At 68.7% G+C, this 13,786-nt stretch carries 10 protein-coding genes and 3 pseudogenes; 4 read left to right on the top strand and 9 right to left on the bottom strand.

Going from position 1 to position 13,786, the window contains the following annotated elements:
• Positions 1 to 563: 563 nt before the first annotated feature.
• Positions 564 to 1,226: a M15 family metallopeptidase gene (locus OG978_RS45790; protein ID WP_326770960.1), complete on the bottom strand. Its 663-nt coding sequence runs from the start codon at positions 1,224 to 1,226 to the stop codon at positions 564 to 566.
• Positions 1,227 to 1,359: 133 nt separating this feature from the next.
• Between OG978_RS45790 and OG978_RS45795 the strand changes: the two genes are divergently transcribed.
• The 3 genes and pseudogenes from OG978_RS45795 (at position 1,360) to OG978_RS45805 (ending at position 3,441) form a co-directional block, all read left to right on the top strand.
• Positions 1,360 to 1,587: a hypothetical protein gene (locus OG978_RS45795; protein ID WP_326770961.1), complete on the top strand. Its 228-nt coding sequence runs from the start codon at positions 1,360 to 1,362 to the stop codon at positions 1,585 to 1,587.
• A gap of 447 nt (positions 1,588 to 2,034) precedes the next feature.
• Positions 2,035 to 2,334: a hypothetical protein gene (locus OG978_RS45800; protein WP_326770962.1), complete on the top strand. Its 300-nt coding sequence runs from the start codon at positions 2,035 to 2,037 to the stop codon at positions 2,332 to 2,334.
• Positions 2,335 to 2,451: 117 nt separating this feature from the next.
• Positions 2,452 to 3,441, top strand: a pseudogene (locus OG978_RS45805) (integrase core domain-containing protein).
• A 76-nt stretch (positions 3,442 to 3,517) separates the two neighbouring features.
• Here the strand turns inward: OG978_RS45805 and OG978_RS45810 are convergent.
• The 3 genes from OG978_RS45810 to OG978_RS45820 all read right to left on the bottom strand — a co-directional run bounded on the left by OG978_RS45810 (position 3,518) and on the right by OG978_RS45820 (position 6,997).
• Complete coding sequence (locus OG978_RS45810) at positions 3,518 to 5,161, bottom strand: amidohydrolase (RefSeq protein WP_326770963.1); 1,644 nt, start codon at positions 5,159 to 5,161, stop codon at positions 3,518 to 3,520.
• 154 nt (positions 5,162 to 5,315) lie between these two features.
• Positions 5,316 to 6,779, bottom strand: coding sequence for a sodium:solute symporter family protein (locus OG978_RS45815; RefSeq protein WP_326770964.1), 1,464 nt, complete (start codon positions 6,777 to 6,779; stop codon positions 5,316 to 5,318).
• Positions 6,776 to 6,997, bottom strand: coding sequence for a hypothetical protein (locus OG978_RS45820; RefSeq protein ID WP_326770965.1), 222 nt, complete (start codon positions 6,995 to 6,997; stop codon positions 6,776 to 6,778). Before OG978_RS45820 ends, OG978_RS45815 begins: the two co-directional genes overlap by 4 nt.
• A gap of 162 nt (positions 6,998 to 7,159) precedes the next feature.
• On the opposite strand from OG978_RS45820, the gene OG978_RS45825 reads away from it, so the two are divergent.
• Entirely contained in the window at positions 7,160 to 8,197 is a 1,038-nt protein-coding gene (locus tag OG978_RS45825) for an Lrp/AsnC family transcriptional regulator (RefSeq protein ID WP_326770966.1), read from the top strand.
• A 236-nt stretch (positions 8,198 to 8,433) separates the two neighbouring features.
• Here OG978_RS45825 and OG978_RS45830 read toward each other — a convergent pair.
• The 5 genes and pseudogenes from OG978_RS45830 to ltrA all read right to left on the bottom strand — a co-directional run.
• Positions 8,434 to 8,757 (bottom strand): annotated as a pseudogene (locus OG978_RS45830) (transposase); the annotation flags it as partial.
• A 257-nt stretch (positions 8,758 to 9,014) separates the two neighbouring features.
• On the bottom strand, positions 9,015 to 9,299 hold the full coding sequence (locus tag OG978_RS48745; protein WP_442817897.1) for a tyrosine-type recombinase/integrase: 285 nt from the start codon (positions 9,297 to 9,299) through the stop codon (positions 9,015 to 9,017).
• Between the two features lie 495 nt (positions 9,300 to 9,794).
• Positions 9,795 to 10,598, bottom strand: a complete 804-nt coding sequence (locus OG978_RS45840; protein WP_326771095.1) for a hypothetical protein — start codon at positions 10,596 to 10,598, stop codon at positions 9,795 to 9,797.
• A gap of 388 nt (positions 10,599 to 10,986) precedes the next feature.
• Positions 10,987 to 11,511 (bottom strand): annotated as a pseudogene (locus OG978_RS45845) (GNAT family N-acetyltransferase); the annotation flags it as partial.
• Between the two features lie 396 nt (positions 11,512 to 11,907).
• The gene (ltrA, locus tag OG978_RS45850; RefSeq protein WP_326763267.1) at positions 11,908 to 13,362 is read right to left on the bottom strand and encodes a group II intron reverse transcriptase/maturase; all 1,455 of its coding nucleotides are present in this window, start codon (positions 13,360 to 13,362) and stop codon (positions 11,908 to 11,910) included.
• Positions 13,363 to 13,786 lie beyond the last annotated feature (424 nt).

Here is a 13,786-nt window from a genome sequence, read left to right on the forward strand (position 1 = left end):
GCTGTTGTCACCCAGCGCAGAACCAGTGATCGCCCCACCCGCCGCAACCGAACCCGCCCCGGCGGACACCCGACGCGCCGCCCCCGCCCCTGAGGGAGCCGCACCGTCTCCAGGGCCGCCGGTCTTACCCCCGCGACGGGCCCGAGGGAACAGGCTCACCGCTCGCTTCCCTCGCCAAGGGCACGGGTGTGGGTGTGGGTGACGGCGGTGGTGGCGTTCCTGGGAACGGTGGGGCTGGTGTTGGTGGCGGTCCTGGCTGATCTGGATACGGCTGGTCAGGCTGCAGTTCAAGACACGAGAGCCGAGAATCCAACGTGCCGTCAGCTCTACTGAGACCGTAGCGGCCCAGCGCTCCCTCACCCCAACCAAGCACGAAACTCGCGCGCCCTCCCAGGGCGGGCTCGCCGCCGCTGGCCGACTACCTGCTCAGTCTCTGTCCGTACGACGTCGGCGTGGTCCTGGACGAGGCCGTCGACCCCTACGCGGCCACGAACAAGGCTGCCACCGCCAGCAACTGAGTACGACTCACGTCTGAATGGTCGGGTTCGGCAGGGCCGGGCTGGTCAGTGGCGCGGGGTGATCTCCTTCGGGCCGTAGAGGGCCGCGGTCTTCCCGGTGATCAGAGCCCAGTAGCGGTCGCCGAAGGACCAGTGCCACCATTCCGTCGGGTAGTTCACCAGGCCCGCAGCGGTGAGTACAGAGCCCAGCAGCTTCCGGTTGGCGCGGGCCTCCTCGCTGATGTTGAGGGCGTGGGTGTAGCAGGCGCCCTCGCTCTCCTCCGGGTCCGTGTTCATCCGTGTGCCCAGGTCCAGCTCTCGGCCGCTGGTGTCGGCCAGGGTGAGGTCGACGGCCGCGCCGGCGCTGTGCGGGGCGATGTCGGGCGGGGACACATAGCGGCTCGCCGCCGAGTGGATCTGTCCATTGGGCCACTCCGGGTGGCTGACGCGCAGTTGGTTGGCGTACTCCTCGAAGTACTCCCGCTGGAGTGAAGGTGGCCTGTACCCCTCGACGAACAGCAGCCGCAGTCCTTGCGGAAGCATCGCCTGGGCCTTGAGCAGCCGGTCCAGCACGCCGTCCCGCAGGTACGCGAAGGTATCTGCCGGGTCCTGTTGGCGTGCGTCGACCAGCAACGAGCCGCCGCGTCGGACGTCCACGAGACGTTCACCGCATTCCGTAACGGGTATCGCGGCCACCTTCGGGTCCGACATCAAGACGATCTCATCCATGGCGCGATCATCTCGCACGCCTCTGGGGTGCCGCTGCCTGGGAGTTCTTGCTTCCGTGTCCGAGGTGGTTCTCAGTTCGGTGTCCGGTCTTGGGCGCTGTGGGCCGGGCCGGTTCGGGTGTTTGTATGGGGTGTTGAGCAGTGATGGCCGGGCGCTGGTGCGGCTGGCGGAGCTCGTGGCGCCGGCCATCTCCCGGCCGATCGCCCTCAAACTGGCCAAGCGCTACCCGGACTACCTCAGCGTCGGCCACCAGGTCTCAGTGCCGGAGGACAGCCTCCCGGAGGACTGGGCACGCAAGGGAGAAATCGTCTCCGTCGACGAGCAGGCCGCCGTCGTCGAGCTCACCGACGGCCACCGCTAGGAGCTCCCGCTCGATGACCTCACTCCGGCCTGACCCAGGCGTTGAAAAGGCGCCCTCCTTGTGCCCGTACGGCACCCGGGCGTGAAGCTCACGTTTGGTGAACTTCTTGAGCGACGCCCAGCCGCGCGCCCAGTCCTGCTTCTCCGTGTCGATCACGTTGAAGGACACCCAGTCCGCATGCCGAGGGCGTCGAGGTCGGCGCGTCGTTGTTGGGTGAGCTTCCCGGCCCTTTCGCTCCGCTCTCACTACGGAAGCACCCCAAGGTCAAGTGGCATGTGGAGGTGCGCGTGCAGTGCGGTGTGCGCACGAGGGACCCTTGCTGAGGACAGGTACGATAGCGCCACAGCCAAGTGATTTTTCGAACTAAAAGCGGAGCTCGGCACCACGGTTTGGGGACCCGCGAGCCGCCCGCGCCGACGTCTCCGCGACCACCAGGTCGGGAGAAACATGCTGAACCAGGCTCATGATGAACAGCGACAGGAGCAGACGAAGGAATCTGTCGTCTCCTCCATCAGGTCGCTCCTGCTCATCGTGCCGGCGCTGCTGCTTCTGCGGTTCCTTGGGGAGCACGCATGGGCCTACTGGAGCGCGGCGGCCATCGGCGGACTCGGAGCGGTTCTCGCGGCTTTCGACATCGTCAACCAGGTCCGGTTGTTGTTGCTGCGCCGCCGAGGCGTGACGGCCTCGGTCTGGGTGGTCCTCGTGCTGATCGCGGGAATCTTCGCGCTGGGCGTACGACTCATCTGACAGTGACGCAGCAGCTTCTGGAGCGGCGGACCTGGAAAGGCCGCAGGAGGCGAGTGTGGTTCGTTCGGTGTCGCTCCGTCCGGTGCCTGCGAGGTGGAGCGGACCAGGGGCAGATTCATGTTCTCGCAGATCGCGGTGACGGTGCTGCGCAGGCAACTTGCAGGTCCGGTGCGTTACGAGCCGGCGGACCGGCTGTGGTTCGCGGCGTTGTCCTCGCTGATACCCCGGCGTCGTGGGCGCAGGTGTTCCCGGTGGCTCCGGGCACCGTGCCGGCGTGGCATCGAAGGCTCGTGGCGCGCCGGTGGGACTACAGCAAGCGCCGGAGCAGGCCCGGCCGGCCACCGACCACGAAGGCGATCAAAAGCTGGTGCTGCGGCTGGCCGCAGAGAATCCGCGTTGGGGTGTCGCAGGATCCAAGGCGAGCTCGCGCGGCTCGGGCATCGGGTCGGAGCCTCCACGGTCTGGGAGATCTTGACTTTTGCCGGAGTAGGCCCTGCTCCCCGCAGAGGTGGGCCGACGTGGCGAGAGTTCCTGACGGCGCAGGCCGACGGCGTCATCGCCTGCGACTTCCTGCACATCGACCTGGTCGATCTTCGCCGGGTCTACGCGCTCGTCTTCCTCGAGCACGGCACGCGCCGCCTGCACATCGCTGGTGTGACCGCGCATCCGACCACGCAGTGGACGGTCCAGCAAGCCCGCAACCTCGCCGTCGACCTGGGCCTGCGCTTGGAGTCGCTGCGCTTCTTGGTCCGCGACCGGAACCGCAAGTACACCGAGTCCTTCGACGCGGTCTTCGCGTCCGAGGGCATCGAGACCCTGAAGACGGCGCCGCGGGCCCCACGGATGAACGCGCACTGCGAAAGGGTCATCGGGACACTCCGGCGCGAGGCCCTCGACCACCTGCTGCTCCTGAACGAAGCCCACGCTCGACGCGTGCTCGACGTCTACGCCCTCCACTACAACGGCCATCGCCCCCACCAGGCCCGGGGGCAACTTCCTCCCCTCGCCCAGGAGCACCCGGCGCCCCCGACCGACTTGACCGCGCACCGACTCCTCCGCACCCGAGTACTGGGCGGCGTCATCAACGAGTACAGATACGCGGCTTGACCAGCAGCGATGAGTTTCTGAACGGCACAGGGTGCGAATCACGTTGGCCGCCCCGTCCCGCGCGCCACCGTGGCGCTCACGCGTCGCCGTTCGACCAGACCTGACGGGCGCCGACCCACGTGGCGCGCACCGGAACGGCCGCGAGGGCGTCGGGGGCGGTGGCGAACAGGTCCTGGCCGAGCACGGTGAAGTCGGCCAGGTATCCGGGAGCGATGCGGCCCTTGAGGTGGGACTCGCCTGTGGCGCGCGCGGAGCCGACGGTGTAGACGCTCAGAGCCTCACGCACCGTCAGGGCTCGGTCGGCGCCGAGGACATCGCCCTCGCTGGTGCGCCGGGTGACCATCGTCTGGAGTGCGAGCAGCGGCTCGAGGGGACCCGCCGGGTGGTCGGACGAGCCCGCGACGACGACGCCGGCGTCCAGAAAGGAGCGGTGGTCACTGACCCGTTCGGCGCGCGCGTCACCGTAGTAGCGGCGCAGCTTGGAGCCGTGCCCGTGGACGAATGCGCCGAACGGCACAGGGGTGACCTCTGCGGCGCGGATCCGCCGGACCAGGTTCTCGTCGACGAGGGAGCAGTGCTCGATGCGGTGGTTGATCCGCTGCTCGGGGTGGGCGGCGCGGGCTGCCTCAATCGCGTCGAGGACCTGAGAGACAGCCAGGTCGCCGTTGGCGTGCACGCCGACGCGCAGGCCCGCGGCGTGCAGGGCGAGCACCGCGTCGGCGAGCTCGGCCTCGTCCAGGAGCTGAATGCCGTTGTCGGACCCGGTCTCGGCCGGGTAGGGGTCGCGGCACAGGCAGGTGCCCCCTGCCAGCGCGCCATCCATGATGATCTTGACGCCGACGATGCGCAGCCACTCGTCGCCGAATCCGGCGTGCAGGCCCGCGTGGCGCAGGGCGTCCGCATAGCGATGCCACAGGAGGGTGCCCACCCGCATGGTCAGCCGGCCGCGCTCGCGCATGTGCTGATAGGTGCGCAGTGCGGCCGGGGGGGTCACGGCGTCGCAGACGGAGGTGATGCCGGCGGCGTGGTAGGCGGTGAAGACGTTGGCCAGCGGTTCGAGCAGGGCCTCGGGCGCTTCCTGCGGGAGCAGGGCGGCTTCGCCGGAGGCACGGTAGAGCTGGTCGAACCAGGTCCGCTCGTAGAGCCAGCCGTCCAGTCGGCCCGTCGTGTCGCGGCCCAGGTCGCCGCCGGTCTGGGGGCCGCTGCCGTCGTGCAGACCGGTCAGCGTCAGGGCCGCGGAACCGGCGACCGCCATGTGGAACGAGAAGTGGATCACCAGGACCGGGTGGCGGGTGGTGATCGCGTCGATCGCGGCGCGATCGAGGCGGCCGTCGGGGTCGTCGGCAGGGTTGTAGCCCTGGACGACGATCCATCGGCCCGGCTCGGTGGCGGCCACTCGCGCCGCGAGCCGCTCCCGGGGGGTTCCGGCGCCCGCCCCCAGGTCGAGCCGGAGAGCGGCGTTGGCCACCTCCATGGGGTGGCAGTGCGCGTCGTGGAAGCCGGGCACCAGGTGGGCATCGCCCAGATCGACGGTCTCGGCGCCCGGCAGTGCCGCGTACGCCTCGGCTGCCTCGCCGACTGCGGCGATGCTCTCGCCGACGGTGGCGAGGACCTGGACATCGGCCTCGCCGTCCAGGGTGGTGATACGGCGGGCCCGGACGATGCGCACAGGCGCGGGAGGGGCGACGGGGCCGTGCTGCCGGTTGATCGCGGTGGTCATACGTTCGGTCTCCTTCTTGTGCCTCGTTCCCGTACGGCTGGACATGTCGCCGAGGACGGCGGCCGGACGGGAACGAGGGGGGCGGTGCGGTGGTGCGGCGACGTCCGGCGGACGGTCGCTCGTGACGGTGTGTCTTCGGGAAGGGACTGCGAGGTCAGCGCACGGGTGTCGGGGCCGGCGCCGGGGCCTCTCGCTCCTCCTCGGCGGCACGGCTGCCCCGCAGGCGCAAGACCGCCTCGGCCACCACTGCCACCAGGACGTTGACCGCCAGGGAGATGAGACCGTGGCTCACCGGACCGTCGTAGATGCCGCTGAAGGTCAGCCAGATGAGGACGGCCTCGCCGGCGACGATGCCCGCCCCCGCCGCTGGTGCGCGCAGCAACGGGCGCCTGGTCAGGGCGGCGGCCGTCGCCGGGGCCATCTGGGTGAGGCCGCTGTAGGTGAGCAGGAGCAGGTTGGCGAGAGCGTCGGGCCGGGTGATACCCAAGACGAGGGCGACCCCGACACCGGCCACCACAGTGGTGTGGTTGACGATGAGCGCGCGACGGGGGTCCTGTACGCGCAGCACATTGCGGGCCACCATGGTCGACATGCCGAGCACGATGGCGGCGGCCGGGACCATGGCAGTGGCGGCCGCTGCGACGGCCACGACGCCCACGAGCCAAGCGGGCAGTGCCTGGGAGACCAGGGTGAGCAGGACTCCGTTGTTCCCGTTCACGGGAGCCGAGAGCGCGGTGATCGCGACAAAGCCTACGATGATCGGGATGGCCTGGGTAGCGCCGTAGACGGGCATCCAGATGCTGTTCTTACGCAGGGCGCGCTCGGAGTCGGCGGCCATGACCGCGGGCCAACCGTGAGGCATCGTCATGAACAGCACGCTGAACAGACTGGTCAGCATCGCGGTGAAGAACCAGACGGTGCCGTGCGGGCCACTGTGCGGGACACTGAGCAGCTCACTATGGTGGGCGCGCAGTTCACCGCCGAGGCTGCCGAGCCCGCCATGAAAGTGGGCGGGGACAGCGACGAGCAGGATGATCAGGACGACCAACATCAGGGCGTCCTTGAAGTACGCGGTCCTCGCGACACCGTGGATGCCGGACCACAACACGAAGGCAACGATGAGCACCGAGGCGAGGATCATCGCGGGGGTGCCGACGTTGTCCTTGCCGGTGGCGAGTTCGACGACCAGTCCGAGTCCGGTGATCTGCAGTTGCAGATAGGGCAGCAGGAAGAGCACGCCGAAGACAGCGGTAACGGTGCCGAGCAGGGGGCTGCGGTAGCGATCGGCGAAGAAGTCACCTTGCGTGACATGGCCGCGTTCGCGCCCCATGCGCCACACGATCGGACTGACGACGTAGAGGCCGACGTAGGCGATGGGCAGGTACGGCAGGGCGTAGACGACCGCGACACCGGAGCTGAAGGCCAGGCCCGCGAGGCCCAGGAACGTGAAGGTCGTGTAGATCTCCCCAGCCTGCAGGAACCAGGTGGTCAGGGCGCCGAAGTTACGGCCTCCGACGCTCCACTCCTCAAGATTCGCGGCGGGCTTGCGACGGCCCATCATTCCGAGTAGGCCGATGACGACTATGCCGACGACGCAGACGACAAGGACGGTGCTCATCGGTGCTCCTCCTGGAGGTTTTGGCGGCCGGCAGCGAGCGCAGTGCGGCGCCGCTCGACGAAGGCGAGGGCAGGGGTCAGGGCGAGGACCCAGACGACGGACCAGACCAGCAGGGACGGCATGCCGAACCACAAGTGCGGTCCGTTGACGAAAGGCAGCCAGACAGCTGACAGCAGGGCCACTACAGGCACGGCCGTCAGCAACCACGGAAGGCGCATGGCGAACTCCGAGACATGTCGCGAGTCGGTGGTCGGCTGCCGAGAGACGGACAGCCACCGCGGCGGACGGCCGGCGGCCGTTGCCAAATCACACAAGGAGCTTGAAACTCCTGGAGTACACCCCATGGATTTCTGCATAATTCATTCAGGAGAGGTGCCACAGTGACCGATTCCGCCACCGGCTTGCTGGACGAGCTGGACCTGTCCCTGGTCAATGCGCTCCAGGCCGCGCCCCGCGCGTCCTGGGCGCGGGTAGGAAGGGCCATCGAAGTCAGCCCGGTGACAGCGGCGCGGCGCTGGGAGCGGCTGCGCGCCCAGGGCCTGGTCTGGGTGACCGCGTACGGCGGAGCCTTCGTCAACCACCACCACTGTGTCGCCATCGTCGGCGTGGACTGCGAACCCGGCCGCATCCCAGCGATCTCGGCCGCGCTTGCCGAGCAACCGCAGATCGCCAGCATCGAGCACACAGCGGGCCACCACGACCTGTCCCTCAACGTCATGGTGGACTCGCTGGCCGACCTCTCCCGGCTGCACACCGAGGTCCTCGGGAGACTGCCCGGGGTGCGTGCCACACACAGCCGGATCGTCACCCGGTTCTTCACCGAGGGCTCCCGCTGGGACATTCGCGCCATCAGCCGCGACCAGCGCGAGACAGTCCGCTCCGGGACGCCCCCCGCGGTGGGTGACGTCGATCCCGCACCGGCCGAGGCCGACCGGGAGCTGCTGCTCGCACTCGGCGCCGACGGGCGCGCCGGATACGGCGAATTGGCCCGGCGCACGGGAATGAGTGAGTCGACGGTGCGGCGCCGGGTGGCGTGGATGGTGCGCACGGGGGCCGCGCTGCCGCGCTGCGAGATGGCCCACACCTACTCGCCGTATCCGGTGTTCGCCACCTTCCACGCGAACGTGCCCTCCGACGCGCTGGCCCGGGTCGGCCCCGCACTGGCCGCGCTGCCGGAGGTGCGGATGTGCGCGGCGACCACCTCGAACCACAACCTGGTGGTCAACAGCTGGGTGCGCTCCACGCCCGACGTGCTGCGCCTGGAGTCGTACATCGCCGAGCGCTTCCCGGAGATCGCTGTGACCGACCGCTCCCTCACGCTCGGCAATCCCAAGCGCATGGGCTGGATCCTCGACGAGGCGGGGCGGGCGGTGCGGCACGTACCCATCGACCTGTGGCGACGGCCGGGGGCCGGCTGAGCCACCAGCGTCAGTGCCTCTCACGCCGCGACGAGCCAATGGGCAGCGACACCAGCGCCGAGACGGCAGCCAATAGTTATCGCACAGCGGCCAACCCCCGACGCAGACGGCTGATGCCGGTCCGCTGAGGCTGAGCCCGTCGTCGAGCGCTCCGTGCCCTCGGGCGGTGTTCCGGAGCGAGCGCGAGGTCGACCAGCGTCCGCACCGGCTCGTCCGTGCATACTGACTTCGGCGTATTAGGGTCTGTCCGGTCTATCGAGAGCGAGGCCCGTCCCGGCGAGGAATCCGCCGAGGATGCCGTGCCGGTACTGCAGCGCTTTGAGCCGCCTGCGGAGCAGAGTCTCCAGCTCGCTGAGGGTGCGGGCGGCCAGGTTGGCCAGGCTCCGCTTGATGTGCGCCCACAGGCTCTCGACCGGGTTGAGGTCGGGCGTATACCCGGGCAGCAGGACCACCGTCAGCCAGTCCCGCTCGGCAACGAGTGCCTTCATCGTCTTGGAGATGTGGGTGCTCAGCCGGTCCCACACCACGATCAGCGGGGCCTTGAGCAGTTGGTGGGCGCCATGGTCTTGTGAGCTTCCAGGCAGTGTCGGCAGAGCAGACCCCGGGAGGGCATCATGGTCCAGCACGAGGTGGTGATGCACTTCGAGGCCGAGGTGCGCGGGTTGTCCACGTCGCCGTCGAAGAACCAAGCCTGCTGTGACCACTCGCCGGGCCGCCAGAGGGGATCGACCTGCTCTTGCAACCAAATGGGTCCAGGCCGTCAGGTCGAGCGGAACGACGTCGGAGAGCGGCTCCGCTGTGATCGGCGCGGGACTGGTCACGACCGCCTCCCCGCCGCCACCAGCTCGACCGCCGCCCGCTTGTCCGCCTCGCTGGCGTGCAGGTAGGGCGTCAGCGAGGACCGGGAGACGTGCCCCATCAGGTCCTGGACCACGTCCTCGTCGACGCCGCCGCGGACCCAGGCCGTGGCCGCCCCGTGCCGCAGCATGTGCGGACGTGCGGTGAGCTGGGTCTTCTTCGCCAGCCGGTCGAAGAGCTCCTTCGCTGTGCCGTAGCGCATCGGCTTCCCCAGAGGGGCATGGAAGAGGTTCACGAAGACCATGTCGCAGCCGGCCGCCTCGGGGACCTCGTCCCGCTCGAGCTGGTGGCGAACTCGGCAAGGAAGGACGCGCAGATCCGCTCGATGAGCACCTCGCCGAGCTGCGTGCGTGCCTGCCCGCGCGAGCGGAACTCCTCGGCGGAACCGACGATCCACGTCCTGTGTCGGCGCTTGAATCACTCGCCCTGCGGCTCGCTCTTCCGCTGACCATGATTGAGGGCGCAGGGCACGAACCCTGGTTGGAGCAGCCCGACGTCGTGCGTACGCACCTTCGGAGATTCGTGCAAGACACCTTGGGCACGTAGGGCTTTGGCAGGTTCGCTGGCCGGCCTCAGCCCCGGCTTTCGGCGCCGCAGGCCAGAGCGCCGGAGTCTCCAAGCTGGCCGAGGCCCGCCCGGCACTGCCGACGAGCCCCTACCGTCGGGCACGCTGACCGCACCGCTTGAGGGCCCGTCCGCACGGACGGGCCCTCAAGCACACCAGCCGGGAGCTGTACCCCTACCCTTCCGCCTCGGTCTGGTGCTGCTCCTGGTCGTGGCGGGTGGCGAGTTCCGCGCTCCGCGCGATGATCTTCTGTTCCAGAGCGCTCATTTCGGCGGGGGTGTACTCGCGTTCCTGGACGACGGCCCAGCCGACGGTGCCGTCCGGCCCGGCCGCGGTGGTGATCCGGGGTTCGGCGGTGTCGGGGCGGGCCAGGGCGTGACGGCCCTGATGCACGATGACGTTGTTGCGGGTGATGGTGAGGCGGTCGGGGCCGGCCTCCATCCATGGCGTCTCGACCGGGTCGGCCCCGTACAGCTCGGGCGGACCGGCATACCAGCCTCCCGCAGCCCCCTCGGGCGCGATGTCCACCAGGCGCAGCTCCATGCCGTCCTCGCAGCCCTCGGTGACCTCGTACAGCTCCGTCGTGCGCAGGGTGTGCCCGGTGGCCTCCAGCGTGAGCAGCAGCCGGTCGCCGGGGCGGGACGGGTACCACGGCGCCTCGGTCAGCGCACGATGCCCGCCGACCAGCGCGCTGACCTCCGCGCCGATGTCGCGGTGGCGCTTGGCCTCCTCGGCCTGGACGAGCGGCGATTGCGCGGCGCCGCTCTCGCCGCAGGGGCAGGACACCGTGGTGAGCCCCGTCGCGAGTTTGCCGTGGGCCCGCAGCCACGCCTCGGCCTCCCCGGCCCCGAACTGCGGACTCTCGTCGGTGCCGCCGACCGGCTCCGGGAAGTCGGGGTGCCGGCGCCGCCAGTTGACGACAGCGGCACGGCCCACGCCTGCGCGCTGCCCGATCTGCGACAGGTTCAAGGTCTCCATGACGATGTCCTCGTGGTCCCCGGACACCGGTCGGTCCGGCCCGTGCGCAGCACCGTGACAAACAAGAAGAAAGTATGTCAACTACCTGAATTTCAGGCGTAATTGGGCACGCTCGCCTAGATCCGCGCCCGCGTACGCGAGGCCCCGAGTTCACCCGTCCGGGCCATTTGGCACCCGCCGCTGACCCGGTGGTACATGTACCGGTGTGCCTAGACTCCAGTGGCTGGCTTTGTCAGCGAGTTACGAGAGCGCCTGTAGCTCAGCCGCGAGAGCGCCCGCTTCGCATGGAGAGTGGTGTCGCCGAGTCTTGAGAGCACCCAGATGCTTGCTTCGGGACCATGGTTGTGCTCTGCACGACGAGGGGGTCGTGTAGCCCGTGGGCTTCTCTGCGGAGGATCCGGTACAGCACACACTGGCGAAGCGGCCCTTCGGGCACGCTCGGATCCTCGAAGTCGTCGGCCGGGTCCCGGGTCATGCCGATCCGGCGCATCACTGCCTGGGAACGAAGGTTGTTGACGGTCGTCGACGCAACGACCTCCCGCAGCCCGAGGGCCTCGAAGCCGAAGGCTAGGCAGGCCAGGGCGGCCTCGGTGGCGTAACCGTGACCCCACGCCGAACGCACCAACCGCCACCCGATATCCACCCCCGCGAACGGCATGTCCTCGTCCACCCCGTCCAAGCCGGCGCGGCCGATGAACTCACCGGTCTCCCGTGCTTCGAGCGCCCACCACCCAAAACCTCGCTCGTCGAACTCGGCCTGCATGAGCGCCACCGCGGCAGCGCTCTGCTCCCGCGTCAGCAGTGCCCCCAGGTGTTCTCGGACTTCGGGATCGGCGTTCATCGCCGCCCACGGTTCGAGGTCGGACTCCCGCCACCGGCGGAGCAGGAGACGGTCGGTACGCAGCTCTGGCATGCTGGCCAGCTAACGCCATCACGATCAGGGTGTCGATCGGTTATGTCGAACCCTATGGTGCTCGCCAATGCCAGCCCCGCGGCACAGATCTTCACGGCCTACACCGCTTGGCGGGACGCGATCCCGACCGGACTCACCGCTCTCAAGTGCTGCTACTTCTCAGGTTCTGGCTCAACTTCTGTGGTGCTATGCCTTGCCCGCCCGTCTCCGCGCCGGACCGTTCGTCTGACCTGCCGGTTCTTCGAGTACGCCAACCGGATCCATTGACCGTCGACCCGTCACCGCTGAGTAGGCCCGGAGCGCGGTGCCGGGATTGCTCCCGGTCCGTTTCTCCGGACCTCTCGCCGAACCCGCCGTGCGCCTCTCAGCGCAACGGGCTCTCCACGGTCTCTGCCGTCAGACGGGGTTCGCAGGGTGCCATGGGTTGGGGATCCTGCTGGCCCGGTATCGGTAACGGCTGACCGTGACCGATGCGATCTGGAACAGTTCGGCCCCGTCCGCCGCGATCGGTAGCCACCGCCCGGTGGGGGTGGTGAACCGGCGGCGGACTTCGCCCCAACTCCAGTGGTGACGTTCCCGCAGCATGCGGATCAGACGCCACCACACGAAGGCGTCAAGCTTCGTGAAGACATGCTTGGCGACAGCGTGCTTGAAGTAGTTGGCCCAACCGCGCATGATCTGAGTGAGTCTGATCAGCACGGTGGCGAGATCCTGCTGCGATGTCCTGCCTGTCACAGCACGGACCTTCGCCTTCAAGGACCGGATGGGCCGGTCCGCGATGAAGGTGTAGACGTGCCATCTGTCCGTGCCTCCTTTGCGTTTCCACTGGATGCGGAAGCCCAGGAAGTCGAACCCATCACTCATGTGCGCGATCCGGGTCTTCGCCTGCGACAGGCGCAATCCCAGAGGTTCGAGCACGTCAGCGACTTCTTCGCGCAGTGCCGCAGTGTCGGCCTCGGTGCCGTGCACCAGGACGACGAAGTCGTCCGCGTAGCGGACGACCCGCCACGTCGGCCGACCCTTGCGGCGCCGGTGGGCGCGTTTACCTTCGGTGGCCATCGTCCCGCCCGGCTCCCACGTCTCGTGCAGGTGCTCATCGAGCGCCGACAGAGCAATGTTCGCCAGCAGCGGGGAGAGGATGCCGCCTTGCGGGGTGCCGGTCAACGTCTCCTTGTTCTCACCGAGTTCAGTAAGAATCCCGGCCTTGAGGAAGGCTTTGACCAGCGACAGGACACGCTTGTCCTTCACCCGATGACGCACTCGGTCCATCAGGGCCGTGTGGTTGATCGAGTCGAAGCACGCCTCGATGTCCGCATCCAGCACCCAGCGATATCCCCGGGTGCCGAAATAGTGGATCTCGGCGATGGCGTCCTGGGCCCGCCGTCGGGGCCGGAACCCGTAGGAGACCGGCTTGAAGTCGGCCTCGAAGATCGGTTCCAGCACCAGTTTCAGCGCTGCCTGAGCGACCCGGTCCGCGATCGTCGGAATCCCGAGTTTACGGACCTTTCCCGAGCCTCCCGGCTTGGGAATGCTGCGTTCCCGCACCGGCAGAGGACAGAACGCACCGCCCTTGACGGCGACCCGCAGGTCGTTCAGGAATCCGGGGACACCGATGGATTCCTCGACGTCGGTGGCGGTCAGGCCGTCGACGCCGGGAGTCCGGGCTCCCCGGTTGCCCGCGACCCGGTCGAACGCCACCAACAGCGTCGCCGGATCGTGCACGAAGTTGAACAGGTCATCGAACCGGCGGCCGGGATCGGCCACCGCCCAACGGTGAAGCTTGGCCTGCATCTCCAGTACCCGGGCCCGAGGGCCCGGGGCTCCGCCATTCGGCGGGGCATCTTCCGGCATTGCAGCGTCCTTCCCTTCTCGATACCGCTGCCGCCCTTCCCCATGCGGCCGGCTTTCCCGGCCTCGGAGTACTACGGCGGCTCCGCCCCGTCCCGGACCGATCGGCGGTCGATGCGCCCAGCCCCGGCAGCCTGCTGGAGACAGGTAGCGGGGCGAGGTTCGGGACGGTTCCCGTGTTCACTGTGGTTCGCTCGACGGAGTAGGAGCCCGACTGTGTCCCTGCGGCATCGCCACGAGTACGCCGCAGGCTTTCCTCGTGGCCTCCCGGCCAGCTTTCGTAAACCGACCCAGGAGTTGTCAGACCGCCCGAAAGGATGACCCGAGTACGCACCGCTTCCGGCCCAGATCCACCAGGTTGGAGCCGGAGGCTCGTTAAGAGACGTAAAACGCCGGTTCCTTGCGTACTCCTCTCCATCACACTTGC

It is taken from the genome of Streptomyces sp. NBC_01591, from assembly GCF_035918155.1.
Lineage (GTDB): Bacteria > Actinomycetota > Actinomycetes > Streptomycetales > Streptomycetaceae > Streptomyces.